Raw genomic sequence first — 19,087 nt, forward strand, 5'->3', positions numbered from 1 at the left:
CGCGTTGTTCAGGCTGAACTAAGTCTGTTTCGCATCCGCCTCTGGACCCTCATCAGATTCCGCAGCCCGGGCAACTTGTCCTTCCAGCCGAGTGCATGGATATCGGTGGCGGAAGCTCGCTGAAACCCGACTGGAGGGCTGGCTGCAAGCACGCGCAGTTCCGGATGGCTTTTCCGAAACCAGTTGTAGGCTCCATCAACATGCATCGGGCCACCTTCCGGATCACCGGGAGGTCTGGTCAGCATCATCTGTAGATATGGCACGACCTTCTCGATGGCTGACCGCCGGAAGGCCAACATATGGGCACATAAGATCTCCTGATCTGGCGTTATTTCCAGTAGTTCGCCACTTTGATCCACAGGTCGACCCTGGCCTGGCGGGGAAAACCCATAGAGCATGTCCCAAGACTGCTTGGCAAGCTGATCAGCCAGATGGTTGATCCGCGAAGGGAGATCAGCGGTGAAGTTCAGGTCATCCTCGCAGATCAGTACGGAATTTGCGCCGCTCTCCAATGATCTTCGAAGGACCTCCAGGTGGCTGAGAAAGCAACCCCTGGCGCCGATAGTCGGGAACCCGTCAGGGGTCTTTGGTCGTATGGCATCAAAAATTGTTACTCGGGGATCGTCATATGACAAGCCGATTTTCAGCAACTGCTCGAGAAACTCAACGCGCCGATCGGATCGGCTGACCAGACTGATCAGGACCATGTTCCCCAATGCGTCGGTCAGGAGGGATCCCGCGTCTGCACATTTTTTTGTGATATCAATATTGGTCAAGTTCCGGCATCCCTTGATCAGAGGGCCCATAGGATTGGCTTTCGCAACATGGACGTCGGCATCGCGTCTTGAAATTGCATGCCTTTGCTACTCCGGCACGAAGCGGGTCAGCACCCGGTTGGTCGCAAGGAACACCTCCTGCAGCCGCGCCTCGGCCTCCGCCTCGCTCTCGTCGCGTCCGATGGGGGTCAGGATGCGGACCAGCGCGCCGTCGGTGCGGCCGATGGTCAGGCCGTCCCAGAGCAGCCAGAACTTCGCCTCGAAGTCCCAGGCAACATGGCGGCCGTGCTGCTCAAACCAATAGTAGACCATCATACGCGCCTCGTCCCTCTGGATCACGACGCGATTGAGCGGGAAAGGCTCGCCCAGCCCGGCGGCGGGGCCGATGTCCACCCGCTCCAGCCGCGCGATCTCCCAGCCGGAGGAGGGAAGGCAGATCTCGGGCGAGTGGGTGCCGCCCCTGGTCTGGTCCTCATACCAGGCAATGAAGAGATCCACCGTCTCGGCTGAATCCGGCGTCCGGAACTGCGCAGAATGGTGATCGGTCGCCGCCAGCGCCTTCAGCGTGGCCGGAGGGATCCGCAGGGGCGTTCCGGAGTGCCAGTTGCCAAGGTCGCGCGGAAAGGCGGCGAGGGACTCGCGCATGGGGAGCGTCCGCTCCACCTCGGGCCGCAGATGCCAGAGCAGCGCACCGCCTCCCAGCAGGAGCGCCGACAGGACCAACGCCCAGGACGGCTCGACAAGGCGCACGCGCGCGGCCTGGGTCAGAAGACCCGAGGTGTCGAGGTCTAGCGCCTCGACGAGGCCGGGACGGGTCGGATGCAGGAACAGCATCAGCCAGGCCAGCGCGAAGAGCAGCATGACCGAGGACAGGAAGATCACCCAGCCCTCGAAGAAATGCGAAAATCCCTCGACGTGGCCGATCCCCCAGTGATTCACGATCCATCCCGCCAGCGCGATGCGGATCGAGTTCATCAGCACGGCGATCGGCGCCGCCGCAACGAGAAGCACGGCCTTGTGCCACAAGGGCCCGCGGTAGAGCACGGCGAAGATGTAGGAGAAGCTGAGAATCGGGAACAGGTAGCGCAGCCCCGAGCATGCCTCGGCCACATGCAGCTTGGTGACGCCGAGGTCGATGATGTTGCCGTCGAGGAAGACCGGCACCTGCATCAACTGCAGGAACAAGACACCCAGTTCCGACGAGACCGCCTGCAGGAAGGTGGAGAGCTTGTAGTAGACGAGCCCTGGCAGCGGCAGCATGTAGACCAGATGCAGCACCGGCGGCCAGAAGCGCCGCCCCTGCTCCCAGCCGAAGGAGATCAGCAGCATCGCGCCCACCCAGAGGATCAGCGCATAGGCCGTGACATCGTCGATCTCCGACAGCTTGCCGAGCGCGCCGAGCGCCATGGCGAAGACGAGGAGCCCCACCCCCGGCCAGCGGTTGACCGGGCCGCCGAGGATCGGCTCGGACTTCAGCTGGCGCAGGAACAGGAGCAGCGACAGGACCGGGATGAGGGGGCCGTGGCTGTACTCCGGCAGTTGCCAGGCCCGCAGGAGGGCCGCGATGCCTTCGTGGAAGAAGGCCAGGGCGGCAAGCCCTGCTAGGAGCAGCAGGAAAGGCCCCTTGCCCGCCACGGTGGCTTCACGGCCAATTGCCGTCATGTCAGCGACCCCTCCTGCAAGGAACACAAAGCCGAACATCCCTCATTTCAGTAATTTCATATCGATGAGGTTCATGCGGTTGCGGAAATCACGGTGCGGCTTCTGCAAGCCGGTCCAGCGAGAGAGTTTCTCACCCCAGAACAGGACAACTCCGAACCTGCGGGTTCCCACCCGCACAAGATGGAGTTTGTGCCGCACATACAGTATCAGGCGCTCCAAGGCTCCGGGCCGGCGCCCGGGCGTCTCGGGCGGATACCCTCGTGCCGCCATGAGATCCCCCGCCTTCCCCTCGATCAGTTCTATGTCCGAGCGGCATCCCTTACCGCGCCATTGCTCCATCAGCTTGGCGTCGGGCGCGGAATAGGTCGACATCTCGTGGTAGCGGACCATTCCGGGGTCATAAGAAGTGCCGATGAAGTCACAGACGGCCCTCAGCTGTGGCTCGATATCCAAGAGAAGACGCTTGTAACGGAGCGTCAGAACATTCCCCTCGGGCAGCCTTGCGCTCGGCAACTCCCATTGCCTCTCGGAGGAAATCCAGTGATCGATGCCATAGAATACGCTGTGGGCCCATCCCATGCCTATGGAAGAGTAGGCCACGTCCCGGGGGTCCCGCAGCATGTGGATGATCCGGGCATCCGGGAAGAGCTCGACCGCCTCCGCCAGAGTGTGATGAATATTGTAGGTCAGTATCTTTCCCGGATTGCGCTCGGAATGCTGACGCATGAAATCCGCAAGTAGGTCCAGACCATCTTTCCCATCCGCCAAGAGCAGTCGGGATCCCTGAAAGATGCGGTCGATCCTGAGGGCCTCCAGATCGTACCGCCAGCCCGTGGCATGAGTCGGATCCTTCTTCAGGAAGGAAAAGAAAAAGTCGACTTCGCCGGGGTTGGCGATGCGGCCATGGCCATTCAGCATCAGGCGGAACATGGTCGTTCCGGACCGCATGGCTCCGTAAACGAAGACGGGGTCGAAGGCGGTCAGATCACTGAACCGGGTCACGGTACCTCCTGGGTTTCACGGCACAGTTGACAGCTGTACGATGGCTCTCAACCTTCCAGCTCCTCCAGCACCCGCCGCGCCTCCTCCATCTGCGGCAGGTCCTTTCCTTCCGCCAGTTCCAGCGCGCGGCGCAGCTGGCGGGTGGCATCCTCGGGGCGGTTCAGGCCGGCGTAGGTCATGCCAAGGTGGAACTGCACCAGCGGATCGTTCGGCAGGCCCGCGGCGGCGGGTTCGAGGCTCGAGAGCGCCTCGAGCAGGTTGCCGCGCCGGTATTCGATCCAGCCGTAGGTGTCCAGGAAGGCCGGCTGGGGCGAACCCTTCAGGCGGCGCGAGATGACATGGGCGCGCTCGAGGCTTGCGGGATCGGAGCGGTGGGCCGAGATCAGGCTCGCGAGGTTGTTGGCCACCACGACATTGCTGCTGTCATCGGCATAGAGCGCCTCGTAGATCGCGATCGCCCCCTCGATGTCGCCCGCCTGCTCCAGATGCCCGGCCATGATCCAGCGCAGCAGGCCGGATTTCGGCGCGGCCTTCAGCCCGGCCTCGACCACCGCGATCGCCTCGTCGGCGCGGTCGGTGGTAACGAGCAGCTGGTAGAGCAGCCGGACAGGCACCCCGTCCGCGGGCCTGCGGGTGATCAGGTCGCGGAAGATCGCCTCGGCCCGGTCCAGCTCGCCCGCGATCGCGTGGAGGTTGCCGCTCAGGAGAAGCAGCGAGGCGTTGTCCGGCGACTTTGCCAGCATCGTGTCGAGATAGCTGCGCGCCTCGGCGATCTTGCCGCCGCGCACCCGGGCCTGCACGATCAGCGCGATGGCCCGGGTGTTCTCGGAGGTCTCGCCCGCCTCTGACTGGAGCAGCGCCAGACCCTCCTCGGTCCGGTCCTGGCCGAGCAGGAGCGCCGCCTGCAGCTGCCGGGCGGCCTGCTGCGCCTCGGGGCTGTCGATCGTGCGGAGCGTGGTCGTCACCTCCTGCGCACCCACCCAGTTCCGGGTCTTCAGCCGCAGGTCCGCCAGCTGGAGCAGCACGCCCAGATCCGCCGGATGGGCGCGCCGGGCATCGGTCAGGATCGCCTCGGCCGAGCCGTCGCGGCCCTGGCGCATCAGGAAGCGGGCATAGCGCAGCGATTCCGCCGGCGCCTTGCCGGAAACCTCCACCGCCTGGGCCAGCTGCTCGCCCGCAAGCTCGAGGTTGCCGTCGCGTTCGTGGGCAAGCGCCATGAAGGTCAGGATCTCGGCATCGCGCGGCGCCTGGTCGAGCGCGGTGCGCAGGTCGAGGATGGCGTCCCTCGGCCGGTCCTCGTCGATCAGCAGCCGGGCGCGCAGCTTCAGCGCCTCGACGTTGGTGGCGTCCTCGGCCAGGACTTCCTCGGCCAGGCCGCGCGCGCCCGTCCGGTCGCCCGAGACCAGCAGCATCCGCCCGAACATCGCCCTGATGCGCCGGGTCTGGTCGCTGGCTTCCGCCTTCTCCAGGATGGCCCGCATCCCGGCCAACGCGCCCTGGCGGTCCCCGGCGTCGAAGCGCAGCGAGGCATGCAGCGCGCCGTAGAGATCGGCGGCCGGCAGGCCCTCGTTCGCCGCGATCAGGCGGTCGAGTTCGGCCATGGCGGCCTCGATGCCCTGCGTGGTCTGCAGGAACTGCACCACCGAGATATGCCCCTCGGGCTCGGCCACGGGCTCGCCCGCCAGCTTGCGCAGCAGGGCCTCGGCCGAGGCCAGGTCCTTCCGGCTCATGTACCAGGCGATCAGCCCGGCCTGCACATCCCGGTTGTCCGGGAAGAGCTCGAACATCCGGCGAAGCTGCTCGCCTGCGGCCTCCGGCTGGCCGGAGCCTGCCAGCAGGCGGTATTTCAACATGTGAAGCTCGAGGGCGTCCGGATCGGCCGCCAGCAGGATCTCGATCTCGGGCAGCGCCGCCTCGGGGTGCCTGCCGCCGGCCAGCCGGTCCACGACAAGACGCCGCGCGATGCGGTTGGCCGGGGCCTCGGCGAGAATTTCGCGCGCCTCGCGCTCGAGGCGCGCGAGCGTCGCCTCGTCCCGCGCCAGCCAGGCCGTGCGGTAGTCGAGCGAGACGCGGATCGCGCGCAGCTCCGGCGGATGCGGCTGGGGGGCCAGGTTCAGGGCGGCCCGGCCATGCCGTTCGGCCTCGTCCCAGTCCATGGCCCGGATGGCCATCTCGGCCAGGGTGGCGCGGACCGGCAGGATGTCGGGATACTGCTCGATCAGCTTCAGGTAATGGGCATAGGCCTCGGCGTCCCGGCCGCGCTTCAGCAGCAGGTCGGCAAAGGCCTGGCGCGCCTCGCGATGGGCGGGATCATACTTGAAGACATTGCGGAACTCGACCATCGCGCGGTCTTCGTCGCCCGCGGCGAGAAGCTCCATGCCGGAGCGATAGTAGCGTTCGGCCTTTTCCTCGGAACTCTCGCAGGCAGAGAGCATCAGCGAGGCGGCAAGCATCAGCGGAGCAAGACGGCGCATCATGAAGACATCCTCACAGGGGTGGGTGCGGCCCGGCCTCAGTGGCCGGTGGCCCTCATCACCACACGCACCGTCGAAAGCAGCAGCTTGAGGTCCGTCCAGAGCGACAGGTCCCGGTGATACTGCGTGTCGTGCCAGGCCCGATCCGCGAAGGAGGAAAGGTTGCGCTGCCTGACCTGCCAGTAGCCGGTGATGCCGGGGCGCAACGCGAAATAGGCCGAGCCGGGGTAGAGGATGCGCTGGCAGGGCATCATCGGCCGCGGGCCGACGAGGCTCATGTCGCCCTTCAGCACGTTCCAGAGCTGCGGCAACTCGTCCAGCGAGTAGATGCGCAGGAAGCGCCCCACCCGGGTCACGCGGGGGTCGCGCTTCAGCTTCTGGGTCAGGTCCCATTCGGCCCGCGCGGCCGGATTCCGCGCCAGATACTGCTCGAGCGCCGCCTCGGCGTCATGCACCATCGTGCGCAGCTTCCAGATCCGGTAGATCCGGCCGTTCCGGCCGATGCGCTCCTGCAGGTAGAACGGCGATCCGCCATCCCGGGCCACGAGAACGGCGAGAATCAGGACGAGCGGCAGGACGACGGGAAGCGCCGCCAGAATGAGCAGGATGTCGAGCAACCGCTTGAACCCGTCCCGGTAGATCCGTCCGCCATTGCCGCCGGGCCTGAAGGTCGAGGCGATGCGTTCATCCGACTGGGCCCGCTCCACAAGGTCATGATAGTGAGCAGTCATATATTGAATTCTCAATCATAAAATAAACAGGCTTGCGGACCGCTTCCCTCCGGCACCCGGGGTGCGGCCTGAAATCAGGTCGGCGATCAGGATCCATTCATTTCCATCCCCCGAATCCCGCCCCCGCATCCGGACGGATAGACTTTTTTTACCGTAATGGCAAATCCTATTCGTTCGACAGCGCATCCCGCGGTTCGGCTAAGATCATGTGAAGCCATCCGAAACCCGCCACGCACCAGGGCGCCGCGACATAATGGATGCGGTGCCGGCCATCCGCCGCCCCGGCAATGCCGTATTTTAACCATAATACGGACAACACAACTTTTGCTTGCATTATGGGCGCCGGACACACCAATAAGTCATCCGTCTTTTTCTTCGTGACAATTTCGGCCAAAAATGCCGGCCCTGCCCGTCGGCGGCCCGGACTCGAGCCCGTGCTTGTGAAGGAGCGGAACTCGCGCTATTCCGGCGTCTCGGGCTCAGGTCAGGCGCCGAACGCGGGATCGCCACAATTCGTCGGGGGCGGGTCCTTGAAATCAGTTGCGATCGTCCAACAATGGCCCGAATTCCGGTCCATCGAGGCGCGGGAAACGTTCGTCAGAGAGACCATGAGCGCACTGGAGATCTACACCTCCTTCTTCGGCCTCCGCGAACGGCCGTTCTCGCTGGTTCCGGATCCGGACTTCCTGTTCTGGTCGCCCCCGCACCGGGCGGCCTTCACGACGCTGGAGTACGGCATCCTGACGCGGGCCCCGATCACGCTGATCACCGGCGAGGTGGGGGCGGGCAAGACCACGCTGCTGCACCACCTGCTCAGGACGCTGGGCGATGACGTGAAGGTCGGGCTGGTCGCCAACGTCCAGGGCGACCGGGGCGACCTGTTGCGCTGGGTCCTCATGGCGCTCGGCCAGTCCGCCGCGCCCGAGGCGGGCTATGTCGACCTCTTCGCGCATTTCCAGACCTGCCTGATCACGGAATATGCCGCCGGCCGCCGGGTGATCCTGATCTTCGACGAGGCGCAGAACCTCGGCCGGGACGCGCTCGAGGAGCTGCGGATGTTCACCAACATCAACGCGGGCAAGGACGAGCTGCTGCAGATCGTCCTCATCGGCCAGCCCGAGCTGCGCGAGATGATCCAGCGGCCGAACCTCACCCAGTTCGCGCAGCGCGTGGCGGCAAGCTTCCACCTGCCGTCGATGGACGGGCAGACGATGCGGGACTACGTGACGCACCGGATGGCCGTGGCGGGGGCGAGCCGCGAGATCTTCACCCCGGCTGCGCTGGATGCGATCCAGGCCGCCACGGGGGGCGTGCCGCGGCTGGTGAACCAGCTCTGCGACCTGGCGCTCGTCTATGCCTTCTCGCGCGACGAGCCGGAGGTCGGGCGCGGCATCATCCAGCAGGTGCTTGACGACGGGGTCTTCTTCGGAGGAGGCAGGACCGCCGCCCCTGTCCTCGTGCTCCGACAGGGACAGCGCAAGTCTCCGGATTGATCATGGACCTTCGATTTTACATTGCCCTTTTCCTGCGCCGATTGCCGTATTTCCTGATCCTGCTTCTGCTGGGCACGGCAGCCGGGGTGACGCTGGCGCTGGTCCTGCCGCCCCGCTACGTGGCCGAGGCCCGGCTGATCGTCGAATCCGAACAGATCCCGAATGATCTGGCCGCCTCGACGGTCCAGACCGCGGCGACCGAGCAGCTCCAGATCATCCAGCAGCGCATCCTGACCCGCGACAAGCTGCTCGAGATGGCCAACCGGCTGAAGGTCTATGCCCCGGTGCCTGGCGAGCCCTCGATCCCGCTCACCGCCGACGAGATCGTCGAGGACATGCGCGACCGCATCCGGATCCAGACGACGGGCGGGACGAACATGGGGGGCCGGCAGATCGACGCGACCGTCGTCACCGTCAGCTTCAGTGCGCCCACCTCCGCCCTGTCGGCCATGGTGACCAACGAGGTGGTCACGATGATCCTCGACGAGAACGTCAAGATGCGCACCAGCGTCTCGCGCCAGACGCTCGACTTCTTCAACAGCGAGGTGGAGCGGCTCGACCAGGAACTGGCCAGGCGCGGCGCCGAGATCCTCGCCTTCCGGCAGCAGCACAACGAGGCGCTGCCCGACAGCCTGGAGTTCCGCCGCGAGCAGCAGGTCGCGCTGCAGGACCGCCTGCTCCTGCTCGAGCGCGAGGAAACCGCCCTGAAGGAGCGTCGCGCGCGCTTCGTCGCCCTGCACGATGCCTCGGCCCAGCGGCGCCGCGAGGGCGGCCAGCCGGCCACCGGCGGGACCGGACCCGGCGAGGCCACGGCCTTTCATCTCGAGCTCGGCAAGCTCGACCAGCAGGTGGCCGACCTCGCCTCGCAGAAGGCCGACATCGCCGCCTCGATGGAGGAGCTGAAGGGCTCGATCGAGGCCACGCCCGGCAATGCCGTGCAGCTCGACACGCTGGAGCGCGACTACGAGAACCTGCGCGCGCAATACGATGAGGCGGTCGCCAACCGCGCCCGGGCCGAGACTGGCGACATGATCGAGGCGATGTCCAAGGGCCAGCGCATCACCGTGGTGGAACAGGCCGTCGCCCCGCAGGAGCCGAACAGCCCGAACCGCAAGAAGATCGCGGCCGCGGGCATCGCCGCCGGCCTCGCCGCCGGAGGCGGGCTGATCGCCCTTCTGGAACTGCTCAACACCGCGATCCGCCGGCCGGTGGACCTGACGACGACGCTCGGCATCACGCCCTTCGCGACGCTGCCCTACATGCGCACCCGCGGCCAGATCCTCCGCCGCCGGGCGCTGATCGCGGGGGCGGTCGCCGCCGTGCTCCTCATGATCCCGGCCGGTCTCTGGGCGGTCCACACCTACGTCACGCCGGTCGACCTGCTGGTGAACCAGCTGATGCGGAAGATCGGCATCGCCACCTTCCGCATCGGGTCCGCATAGGAGGGCAAGCCATGGAACGCATCCAGTCCGCCATCGCCAAGGCCCGGGCCGCGCGCTCCGCCTCCGGCACCCCCTCGGATCGGCCGCCGGCCTTCTTCTCGCGACCGCAGGCCAGCGATGCCGCCCGCATCGCCGAAGCGTGGGAGGCCCTGCCCCAGGTCGCGCCCGAGGCCGGGCAGCTTGCCCGGCACCACATCGTCGCGACCCGGGGCGGCCGCGAGACCGCCGCCTTCGACGTGATGCGCACCAAGCTGCTGCATCAGATGCGGGCCCAGGGCTGGCGCCGGGTGGCCATCACCTCTCCCGGCGCGGGCTGCGGCAAGAGCACGATCGCGCTCAACCTGGCCTTCAGCCTGGCCCGCCAGCCCGAGTTGCGCGTCCTTCTGGCCGAGATCGACCTGCGCCGGCCCTCGCTGGCGCGCATGCTGGGGCTCAGGGAGAAGCACGGCTTCGCCGAGGTGCTGCAGGGCTCCGCGCGGTTCGAGGACAACGCGGTGCGCATCGGGACGAACCTCGCCATCGCGACCAACCGCGCCCCGTTCCGCAATCCGGCCGAACTGCTGCAGGGCGCCTCGGTGCCTGCCGTCCTGTCCGAGATCGAGAGCCGCTATGCGCCGGACGTGGTGATCTTCGACATGCCGCCACTTCTGGTCAGCGACGAGACCATGGCCTTCGCCGGCCAGGTTCATTGCGCCCTGCTGATCGCCGCGGCCGAGAGCACCTCGGCCAGCGAGGTGGACGTCTGCGAGCAGGAGCTGGCGGGCCAGACCAACGTGCTGGGCGTGGTGCTGAACAAGTGCCGCTTCATGGGGCCGGATCACGGCTACGGCTATTACGGCTGAGCAAACGAAAGGCGGGAGCCCTTTCGGACTCCCGCCTGAAACCTGACGCGGATCGGATCAGGCCGCCAGCGCCTTGCGACGGCGCAGGAAAGCCAGGCCGCCAAGCGCGGTGACAAGCAGCAGGCCGCCGGCCGGCAGCGGAACAGCCGCAACGTTGAGGCTGATCTGGGCATTGACGGCCCTCGTCCAGCCAAGATGCAGGGTCTGCATCAGAAGATCGGGCGAGGTGAAGAGGGTCGACAGCGTGGCGTCATAGGAGTGTTGCCCCAGACTGGTCGGGTTCGTCGGGAACAGGGCCTGGGTTACGATGCCGCCGTTGATGTTCCGCCACTGCATGTAAAGCCCATCAATGACGCCCCTGATTGTGATATTGCCCGTCAGTGCGCTCGCGAGAAGTCCATCGCTACCTTGGAACGCGAAATCAAGGTCAACCACGCCCGTATTGATTAGCTCGCGGCCGCTTTCATAAATGTAGATGTCATCCTCGTTCAGGACGTAGCTGACGCCGTCCTCCAAATGGACTGTCCCCGCATCGGCCTGTCCCCCGAAACCGACAGCAAGGGCCGTCGCGAACGCGAGCAGAGACCCCTTCATGAAATCGAACACTTCCAAACCTCCTTTTTGCACAACATCACGGCAACGCCTGGATCGTCGCTCGTGCTGAACCCTTATCCAGGCATGTGATGCGAGGTCTCTCCATCAAAATCAACGAAAAAAGACACAACTTCGCCGCAGAAACGGCAACAGGATTCGAAAATGCAACCAAGAGGCGATCAAGGCATCCATCCAGACCTCTTTGTCGCCAGAACTCCGCTTTTCTGCAGCCTGCATAGACACTTGGCTGCTCCTCCGCGCGGTCGCGGCTCGTCCGGAGCGCCCGCCCTGCGGACCGTCTGCTCTGATTCGAAGGACCTGATGAGCCCCTGATCGCGAGCGTCGGACGCAGGAACTCCATGAAGGAATAACTTCAATTCGCCCCAATCTTGACACAAAGTCAGGAGATCTTGCGGAAAAGGTCGGCGTTCCGCCGGCAGGACCAAAGATTCTTTGGGAGTTTCGAATTGATCGGAAAGTTCTTCAAGAGTGCGGCCATTTGTCTTGCCCTCGCCTCGGGCAGCGCGGCTTCGCAGAGGGCGCAGGCGGCCACCATGTCCTTCGTGGTGGACCGGACGAATTCCTCGGTCTCGCTCGCCTCGACGGACCGCCTGTGCGTCCTGTCCAACTGCGGCGTCACCGCCTCGCTTGCGAGCAGCCTGCGCAACGGCAACAGCTACGAGATCGGCACCGGCGACTCGGCCACCTTCGACTTCCTGACGCTCACGGGGCGCGGCCTGGGCTGGGCCGATTACACGATCAGCGCCGTTCTGGCCTTCTCCTCGCCCAGGCTGACCGTGTCGGGCACCGGAAGCCTCTTCACGACCACGGCCTTCGGCCGGATCGTCGACGGCAGCCTGATCTGGGATGCGATCGCCCCGATCGTCGTCAACGGGTCGGAATTCCTGATCTCGTTCGGCAGCGGCTCGGAGCTGTTCGACGACGGTTCGCGGCGGATCACCACGACGGCCACGCTGACCGGCGTCAACGTGGTGCCCCTGCCCGCCACCGGCCTGCTGCTCGTCGCAGCCCTCGGCAGCCTCGCCCTGATCCGCCGCCGGCGGATGCTCGGCGCCTGAGGTCGGCGCCTCGGCTCCCGGGTCCGGCGCCGGAACGGTGCCGGCCTCTCACACAGCCACGACGGTTGCGGGCCTGCGCGGTCCATCCGATCCCTCGCTCCACATCGACGCCGCGCCGTCTTGCCTTCCGGAAGACCCCTGCCGTGCGACAAGGAGATCCCCCGTGCCGAACAACACCTATGTCATCGACCAGATCGCGCTGAACGGACAGACGGTGATCCTCGCCGATGACGGCGACGGCATCGACTGGCTCGTCTTCCGAAGCGTCCATCCGGACGGGACCGAGATCGACCTCAGCTGGACCTACACGAGCGCCGGACCGACCTCGGGTGAGGGGATCTACTACATCGGCAACAGCGGCTCGCGGCTGATCGTCAACGGCGTGATCGAGAATGCCCGGGGCAGCGACGGCAGCGACTGGATCGACGGCAACACGCTCGGCAACCTGATCATGGGCGACCAGTTCCGCTTCGGCCCGGGCGGCAACGACACGATCTTCGGCGACGACGGCGACGACACGGTCCATGGCGGTGGCGGAAACGACTCGATCAACGGGGCGGAAGACAACGACCTGCTCTACGGCGGCGACGGGGCGGACACGATCGGAGGCAGCCTCGGCTTCGACACGATCGAGGGCGGCACCGGCGCAGATTCGCTGAGCGGCGGGGCGGACGGCGGCGACACGCTCTCCTATTCCACGTCCGGAGCCGGGGTGCGGGTGCGGCTGACCTACGGCGATGCCACGACCCTCAGCGGCGGCGATGCGCAGGGCGATGTGGTGCGCGGCTTCAACGATGTCGTGGGCTCGGCCCATGCCGACGTGATCACGGATCTCGATGCAGGCGCGGTGGGCTTCGGCTACAACAGCAACCGCTTCTTCGGTGGCGGCGGCAACGACACGCTGCGGCTGGGCGGCAATACCGACAGCGGCTGGGGCGGCGCGGGCAGCGACACGATCTACGGCGAGCAGGGCAACGACCTGCTCTATGGCGATGTGGGGCTTGACCGGCTGATCGGCGGCGAGGGGCGCGACCTGCTGACCGGTGGCCTCAGCGCGGACCGCTTCGTCTTCCTGAGCGCCCTGGACTCGGGTCCGACCGCGACCACGCGCGACCGGATCGTGGATTTCAACCGGGTCGAGGGCGACCGGATCGATCTGATGGCAATCGACGCCAACCTGACCGCGGCCGGGAACCAGGCCTTCCGCTTCGTCGGGACCGGCGGGTTCGATCGGGCCGGCGACCTGCGGATCAGCGGGCCCGAGGGCGCCCTGGTCGTCTCGGGCGACCTGAACGGCGACGGGGCGGCCGACTTCTCGATCCTCGTCTCTGGCCTCGCGGCGATGCGGGGGGCCGACTTCCTGCTCTGACTCAGGCCGACAGCGACTTGGCCAGCGCGTCGAAGGCGCGCAGGTCGGCGATGAGCCGGCCCATCCGCTCCACCGGGATCATGTTCGGCCCGTCCGAGGGGGCGCGGTCGGGATCCTCATGCGTCTCGATGAAAAGCGCGGACACCCCCACCGCGCAGGCCGCCCGCGCCAGCACAGGGGCGAATTCGCGCTGGCCGCCCGACGTGCCGCCAAGGCCCCCCGGCTGCTGCACGGAATGCGTCGCATCGAACACCACCGGATAGCCGGTCGCGGCCATGGTGGGCAGGCCGCGGAAATCGGTCACCAGCGTGTTGTAGCCGAACGAGGTGCCGCGTTCGCAGAGCATGATCCGCCGGTTGCCGGTCGAGGCGACCTTGTCGGCCACATTCTTCATGTCCCAGGGCGCGAGGAACTGGCCCTTCTTGATGTTGATGGCCTTTCCCGTCTCTCCGGCCGCGAGCAGCAGGTCGGTCTGCCGGCAGAGGAAGGCCGGGATCTGCAGGATGTCGCAGATTTCGGCGGCCTTCGCGCAATGCCAGGGCTCATGCACGTCGGTCAGCACCGGCACGCCGAACTCGTCGCGGATCTTCCCGAGGATCTCGAGCCCCTTCTCCATCCCCAGCCCCCGCGAGGTGCCGAGCGAGGAGCGGTTCGCCTTGTCATAGCTGGCCTTGAAGACGAACTTCGTCCCGGTGGGCGCGCAGGCCTCGGCGATGCGCCCGGCCATCATGCGGGCATGCTCGAGGCTTTCAAGCTGGCAGGGTCCGGTGATCAGCGCGATCGGGTTGTCGCCCCCGATGGCGATGTCGCCGACGGTGACGATGGTCCGGGGGGTGGGGGTCTCGGTCATGGGGGTCTCCCGCTCTGTCGGCCCAACCCTTAAGCCAAGCCGGTGCAAGGTTCAAACCGCGCGTGCGGGGTCAGGCGGCACGCGCCTTCCGATCCCCTGCTTTTCCGAACGGTCGTTCAGGATGCCCTGTCGGGGCCGCATCAGATCCGGACGGATCAGCCACGGGCATAGGCATCCTCGTAGCGCACGATGTCGTCCTCGCCGAGATAGGCGCCGGTCTGCACCTCGATCAGCACCATCGGGACCTTGCCCGGGTTCTCCATCCGGTGGACCGAGCCGAGCGGCACGTAGATCGACTGGTTCTCGGTCACGAGGCGGGTCTCGCCGTCCACGGTGACCTTCGCCGTGCCCGCCACCACGATCCAGTGCTCGGCCCGGTGGTGGTGGCTCTGCAGCGACAGCACGCCCTTCGGCTTCACCACGATGCGCTTCACCCGGAAGCGGTCGCCCAGCACCAGCGTCTCGAACCAGCCCCAGGGCCGGTGGTCGAGGGGGAAGCACTCGGCCTGTGCCGCGCCCTTGGCCTTCATCGCGGCGACCGCCTCCTTCACCTCCTGCGCGCAGTCGCGGTGCGCGACCAGCACCGCATCCGGCATGGCGACGGCCACGATGTCCGAAAGCCCGATGCCCACGATCTCGAGCCCCGGCGCTTCCGAGCGCAACAGGCTGTTCTCGCATCGGATCGCCGTGGCCGCGCCCGAAAGTGCATTGCCGTTCCCGTCGGGGCCCAGTTCGCGCCGCACCGCCTCCCAGTCGCCGAGGTCGGACCAGCCGCCCGAGAACGGCACCACGGCGCGGTTTCCGGCCCGCTCCATCACCGCATAGTCGATCGAGATCGCCTCGGCCTCGGCCCAGGGCTCGCCCGAGATGCGCAGGAAGCCGAGGTCCGGTTCTGCCCCCTCGACCGCGCGGCGCACGGGATCGAGAAGGCCCGGCACATGGGTCTCGAAGGCCTGAAGGATGGTGCGGACGCAAAACAGGAAGATGCCTGCGTTCCAGAGGTAGCGTCCCCCCTCGAACATCCGCGTGGCGGTCGGAAGGTCGGGCTTCTCGACGAAGCGGCGCAGCGGCAGCGGCTTCAGGCAGCCCTCGGGCGGCAGGTCGTCCAGCTCCAGCCAGCCATAGCCGGTCTCGGGCCGGGTCGGGCGGATGCCGAAGGTGACCAGATCCCCCGCCGCCGCCGCCGCGCGGCCGGCCTCGACCGCGGCGCGGAAGCCCTCGGTATCGGGCACCACATGGTCCGAGGGGCAGACGAGCATCAGCGCATCGGGCCGCCGCGCCGCGATGTGAAGGGCGGCCGCGAGGATGGCGGGGGCGGTGTTGCGGCCCTCGGGCTCGATCAGCACGGCGCCGGGGTCGATGCCGGCCTCCTGCAGCTGTTCGGTCACGATGAAGCGGAAATCGGCATTGGTGACCACGACCGGCGGCGCGAACCCGTCGCCCGAGACCCGGCCGGCCGCGGCCTGGAACAGGGTCCTGTCGCCGGTGAGCGGCGCGAACTGCTTGGGATAGCTCTTGCGGGACAGTGGCCAGAGGCGGGTGCCGGACCCTCCGGCCAGCAGTACGGGAACGATGGGCGTCATGGAAATGCGACTCCGGAACAATCGACCGCCCCAGCTTAGGCCGCGCCGCCCTTCCGGCCAATGGCTTCCGGCAGCGCGCCCTGTCGCATCGCAGAGACTCGCCCGACGGCTGGCGCTCGGCTAGAACGGATTGATTGACCGGAGGATTTCGATGACCCGCCCGCTTGCCACCGTCACGCCCAACAGCTGGGCCTTCCTGCGCGACCCGATGATCGCGCCCACGGGCTTTCGCGAATACGACGCGCGCTGGAAATACCCCCAGGAGATCAACCTGCCCGGCATGACCGCGCTGGGGCTGGGACTCGGGACGCAGATGCGCGGACGGGGGCTTTCCGACATCGTGGTGGCCAACGACTACCGGGACTATTCGCTGGCGATCAAGCAGGCGCTGGTGCTGGGGCTGATGCAGGCCGGCGTGCGCGTCCATGACATCGGCCCGGCGCTGTCGCCGATGGCCTACTTCGCGCAGTTCCACCTCGACGTGCCGGCGGTGGCGATGGTCACGGCGAGCCACAATCCGAACGGCTGGACCGGGGTGAAGATGGGCTTCCAGCGCCCCCTCACCCATGGCCCCGACGAGATGGCCGAGCTGCGCGACCTGGTGCTTCAGGGCCGCGGCGAGCCCGCCTCCGGTGGCGCCTACGTCTTCGAGGACGGCGTGAGGGAGGCCTATCTCGACGACCTCGCCGGCGATTTCCGCCTCTCGCGCCCGCTGAAGGTGGTCTGCGCCACCGGCAACGGCACGGCCGGTGCCTTCGCGCCCGAACTGCTCGCCCGGATCGGCGCCGAGGTGGTGCCGCTGCATTGCGAACTCGACTATACCTTTCCGACCTACAACCCGAACCCCGAGGCGCTGGAGATGCTGCACGACATGGCGGATGCCGTGCGGGCCTCGGGCGCGGATCTGGCGCTCGGCTTCGACGGCGACGGCGACCGCTGCGGCGTGGTGGACGACGAGGGAGAGGAGATCTTCGCCGACAAGGTGGGCGTGATCCTCGCGCGCGACTACGCGCGGATTTATCCCGGCGCGCGCTTCGTGGTGGACGTGAAATCGACGGGCCTTTACGCCTCGGATCCCGTGCTGCGCGATCTGGGCGCCACGACCGAATACTGGAAGACCGGCCACAGCTACATGAAGCGGCGGGTGTTCGAGACCGGCGCCATCGCGGGTTTCGAGAAGTCCGGGCACTACTTCCTCGCGCCGCCCGTGGGTCGCGGCTACGATTGCGGGATGCGGGTCGCGGTGGAACTCTGCCGGCTGATGGACCGCCATCCGGGCACCTCGATGTCGGACCTGCGCCGCGCCCTGCCCGCCACCTTCACCTCGCCCACCATGTCGCCCTTCTGCCCCGACACCGAGAAATACGGCGTCCTGCAGCGGATCGTGGAGCGTCTGGAGGCGATAGCGGCCACGGGCGGATCCTTGGGCGGACAGAGGATCACCGGCCTCGTCACGGTGAACGGCGCGCGGGTGATGCTGGAGAACGGCGGCTGGGGCCTCGTGCGCGCCTCGTCGAACACGCCGAACCTGGTGGTGGTCTGCGAGAGCCCGGAGAGTGCAGCCGAACTTCGGGCGATCTTCGCCGATCTCGATGCGGTGATCCGGACGGAACCGTCGGTCGGCGCCTACGACCAGCGGATCTGACGCTCAGATCCGCTCCAGCCAGGCGTTCGGACACCAGGTCACGTTCGGCCCGTAGAAATCGCAGAGTTCGGCATCGATCCGGTAACGGCCGGGATGCGCCAGCAGGAATTCCGCCACCGCGCGGTTGGGACCGTCGTCATAGCGCCGGTAGGCTTCGGCGCGCATGTCGGCCACCACCCCATCCTCGACCACCAGCCGGTCGCCGGGCTGCAGGCGCGGGTCGAAATAGGAAAGCACCGCGGCCACCGACTCGTAGGTATGGGCGCTGTCCTCGATGACCAGCCAGGGCCGCGGGGCGGCGTCGATCAGGTCCGTGGGGAAGGTGCCCGCCGGATCGGTGCTGTCCACGGCAAGGAAGCGGATGCCCTCCTCCTCGAGGGGCGGGCGTTTCAGATCGAGGCTCAGGATCCCGGTCTGCAGACCCAGTGTGCGGCACTGATCGCGGAACCAGACCGCGCTGCCGCCCTCGGAGGTGCCGATCTCGATGATCGTGGCCGGAGCCAGCGCCTCGATGAGCCGCAGGTAGAGCGCGATGTCGAACGGGTTCTTGGCAAATCTCAGCCCCCGGTAGCGGGTGCGCAGCGTGCCGGCCTGCACCCGGTCGAGCACCTCGGGCGGCAGGGCGATGCGGAAGGCGCGCCCGCCGACAGACTGCACCCGGCGCGGGGGCTCGGGTGGCGGACGGGACCCCCTGGCCAGCACCGTCGGGGACAGCGTGCCGATCAGGCGCGGGCGGTAGACCAGGGAGCGATGCGGCCGGCCGATCAGCGTCTCGTATTCCGCGGCCATCGCCTTGCGGGCCGCTGCCGTGCCGTTGGTCGCGGCGCCGCCATGCACCTGATGGAACGTCCCCTCGCCCAGCACGATCCAGGGCTCGTCCCCCGACAGCGCCACCGCGCGCTGCCAGAGGTCGAGGTTGACATAGCCGCCGCCCGGAGAGTGGAACCGCTCGTCGAGACCACCCAGGCGGTCCCAGAGCTTGCGATCCAGGAACAGGCCGTTGGTTTCCGAGATGCAGCCGAACCAGCCCTCGGCCGAGGAGCCCGCCAGCACCGAGATGTCGAACAGCCGGTAGCCATCCTTCCGCCAGGGCACCGAGGCGAGCAGCGCATCCTCGGCGGCGCGGTCGTAGCCGGTCCCGACCGAGCGCATCTGGACATCGGGCCCGAGATGGAAGGCCAAGGTGCCGATCGCGCGCGAGGGATCGGCCCGCCAGGCCTCGACCGCCCGGGCAAGAAGGCCGGGCGAGGAGAGGCGCGCCCCGTCGATCCAGAGCCCGACCAGCTGCCCGCGCGTCTCGGCCATGGCCGCATTGATCGCGGCCGCTGGCGAGGGACAGGCAGGAACCCGCAGGACCCTCAGATCGACCCCGCCGCAGGAAAGGGCTGCCGCCTCGACCGGGCGGGCAGAGCCGCAATCGATCACCAGGATCTCGCAGGACAGGCCCGCGGGCAGGCGCTGATAGGGCGGGCAAAGGCTGAAGAGGGTGCGCGGCAGTTCCCGCTCCATGTCATGGGCGCAGACCACGAGGCTCAGGTCGGGCAT

The 19,087-nt window shown here is 67.2% G+C and carries 15 protein-coding genes; 6 read left to right on the forward strand and 9 right to left on the reverse strand.

The features are described from left to right. Positions 1-8: 8 nt before the first annotated feature. The 5 genes from CK951_RS21260 to CK951_RS20080 form a co-directional block, all read right to left on the reverse strand. On the reverse strand, positions 9-776 hold the full coding sequence (locus CK951_RS21260) for a glycosyltransferase family 25 protein (protein WP_157764694.1): 768 nt from the start codon (positions 774-776) through the stop codon (positions 9-11). Between the two features lie 87 nt (positions 777-863). Then, positions 864-2,438: a VPLPA-CTERM-specific exosortase XrtD gene (xrtD, locus tag CK951_RS20065; protein WP_096788091.1), complete on the reverse strand. Its 1,575-nt coding sequence runs from the start codon at positions 2,436-2,438 to the stop codon at positions 864-866. Positions 2,439-2,480: 42 nt separating this feature from the next. Further along, positions 2,481-3,440 (reverse strand): sulfotransferase, encoded by a 960-nt coding sequence (locus CK951_RS20070; RefSeq protein WP_096787997.1) that lies wholly within the window; start codon positions 3,438-3,440, stop codon positions 2,481-2,483. A gap of 47 nt (positions 3,441-3,487) precedes the next feature. Next, positions 3,488-5,917, reverse strand: a complete 2,430-nt coding sequence (locus tag CK951_RS20075; protein ID WP_096787998.1) for a tetratricopeptide repeat protein — start codon at positions 5,915-5,917, stop codon at positions 3,488-3,490. Between the two features lie 35 nt (positions 5,918-5,952). After that, positions 5,953-6,645, reverse strand: coding sequence for a sugar transferase (locus CK951_RS20080; RefSeq protein ID WP_096787999.1), 693 nt, complete (start codon positions 6,643-6,645; stop codon positions 5,953-5,955). A 608-nt stretch (positions 6,646-7,253) separates the two neighbouring features. Here CK951_RS20080 and CK951_RS20085 point away from each other — a divergent pair. The 3 genes from CK951_RS20085 to CK951_RS20095 are packed head-to-tail and all read left to right on the forward strand — an operon-like array spanning position 7,254 to position 10,422. Next, on the forward strand, positions 7,254-8,138 hold the full coding sequence (locus CK951_RS20085) for an ExeA family protein (RefSeq protein ID WP_096788000.1): 885 nt from the start codon (positions 7,254-7,256) through the stop codon (positions 8,136-8,138). A gap of 2 nt (positions 8,139-8,140) precedes the next feature. Continuing rightward, the gene (locus CK951_RS20090) at positions 8,141-9,580 is read left to right on the forward strand and encodes a Wzz/FepE/Etk N-terminal domain-containing protein (RefSeq protein WP_232520812.1); all 1,440 of its coding nucleotides are present in this window, start codon (positions 8,141-8,143) and stop codon (positions 9,578-9,580) included. A gap of 11 nt (positions 9,581-9,591) precedes the next feature. Then, complete coding sequence (locus tag CK951_RS20095; RefSeq protein WP_096788002.1) at positions 9,592-10,422, forward strand: CpsD/CapB family tyrosine-protein kinase; 831 nt, start codon at positions 9,592-9,594, stop codon at positions 10,420-10,422. Positions 10,423-10,479: 57 nt separating this feature from the next. Here CK951_RS20095 and CK951_RS20100 read toward each other — a convergent pair whose 3' ends face one another. Then, positions 10,480-11,028 carry a VPLPA-CTERM sorting domain-containing protein gene (locus CK951_RS20100; protein ID WP_096788003.1) on the reverse strand — a complete coding sequence of 183 codons (549 nt, stop codon included), beginning with the start codon at positions 11,026-11,028 and terminating at the stop codon, positions 10,480-10,482. A 455-nt stretch (positions 11,029-11,483) separates the two neighbouring features. On the opposite strand from CK951_RS20100, the gene CK951_RS20105 reads away from it, so the two are divergent. Both CK951_RS20105 and CK951_RS20110 read left to right on the forward strand, forming a co-directional pair. Continuing rightward, the gene (locus tag CK951_RS20105) at positions 11,484-12,095 is read left to right on the forward strand and encodes a VPLPA-CTERM sorting domain-containing protein (RefSeq protein ID WP_157764695.1); all 612 of its coding nucleotides are present in this window, start codon (positions 11,484-11,486) and stop codon (positions 12,093-12,095) included. A gap of 163 nt (positions 12,096-12,258) precedes the next feature. Beyond that, a complete protein-coding gene (locus tag CK951_RS20110) occupies positions 12,259-13,464 on the forward strand; it encodes a calcium-binding protein (RefSeq protein WP_096788005.1) in 1,206 nt (401 codons plus the stop codon). 1 nt (position 13,465) lies between these two features. Here CK951_RS20110 and kdsA read toward each other — a convergent pair whose 3' ends face one another. Beyond that, complete coding sequence (kdsA, locus tag CK951_RS20115; RefSeq protein ID WP_096788006.1) at positions 13,466-14,314, reverse strand: 3-deoxy-8-phosphooctulonate synthase; 849 nt, start codon at positions 14,312-14,314, stop codon at positions 13,466-13,468. A 155-nt stretch (positions 14,315-14,469) separates the two neighbouring features. Next, positions 14,470-15,897 (reverse strand): mannose-1-phosphate guanylyltransferase/mannose-6-phosphate isomerase, encoded by a 1,428-nt coding sequence (locus CK951_RS20120; RefSeq protein ID WP_096788007.1) that lies wholly within the window; start codon positions 15,895-15,897, stop codon positions 14,470-14,472. 151 nt (positions 15,898-16,048) lie between these two features. Here CK951_RS20120 and CK951_RS20125 point away from each other — a divergent pair, with 151 nt between their 5' ends. Beyond that, positions 16,049-17,542: a phosphomannomutase/phosphoglucomutase gene (locus CK951_RS20125; protein WP_096788008.1), complete on the forward strand. Its 1,494-nt coding sequence runs from the start codon at positions 16,049-16,051 to the stop codon at positions 17,540-17,542. 3 nt (positions 17,543-17,545) lie between these two features. Here the strand turns inward: CK951_RS20125 and CK951_RS20130 are convergent, their stop codons facing one another. Then, the gene (locus CK951_RS20130; protein ID WP_096788009.1) at positions 17,546-19,087 is read right to left on the reverse strand and encodes a CmcI family methyltransferase; all 1,542 of its coding nucleotides are present in this window, start codon (positions 19,085-19,087) and stop codon (positions 17,546-17,548) included.

This window comes from Rhodobacter sp. CZR27, from assembly GCF_002407205.1.
Classification (GTDB): domain Bacteria; phylum Pseudomonadota; class Alphaproteobacteria; order Rhodobacterales; family Rhodobacteraceae; genus Cereibacter_A.

Excerpts from the sequence above, each read along its gene's own strand:
- CK951_RS20085 (WP_096788000.1), top strand. The coding sequence starts at position 7,254 with ATGAGCGCACTGGAGATCTACACCTCCTTCTTCGGCCTCCGCGAACGG.
- CK951_RS20095 (WP_096788002.1), top strand. The coding sequence starts at position 9,592 with ATGGAACGCATCCAGTCCGCCATCGCCAAGGCCCGGGCCGCGCGCTCC.
- CK951_RS20125 (WP_096788008.1), top strand. The coding sequence starts at position 16,049 with ATGACCCGCCCGCTTGCCACCGTCACGCCCAACAGCTGGGCCTTCCTG.
- CK951_RS20120 (WP_096788007.1), bottom strand. The coding sequence starts at position 15,897 with ATGACGCCCATCGTTCCCGTACTGCTGGCCGGAGGGTCCGGCACCCGC.
- kdsA (WP_096788006.1), bottom strand. The coding sequence starts at position 14,314 with ATGACCGAGACCCCCACCCCCCGGACCATCGTCACCGTCGGCGACATC.
- CK951_RS20130 (WP_096788009.1), bottom strand. The coding sequence starts at position 19,087 with ATGCCCGACCTGAGCCTCGTGGTCTGCGCCCATGACATGGAGCGGGAA.
- CK951_RS20090 (WP_232520812.1), top strand. The coding sequence starts at position 8,141 with ATGGACCTTCGATTTTACATTGCCCTTTTCCTGCGCCGATTGCCGTAT.
- CK951_RS20075 (WP_096787998.1), bottom strand. The coding sequence starts at position 5,917 with ATGATGCGCCGTCTTGCTCCGCTGATGCTTGCCGCCTCGCTGATGCTC.
- xrtD (WP_096788091.1), bottom strand. The coding sequence starts at position 2,438 with ATGACGGCAATTGGCCGTGAAGCCACCGTGGCGGGCAAGGGGCCTTTC.
- CK951_RS20080 (WP_096787999.1), bottom strand. The coding sequence starts at position 6,645 with ATGACTGCTCACTATCATGACCTTGTGGAGCGGGCCCAGTCGGATGAA.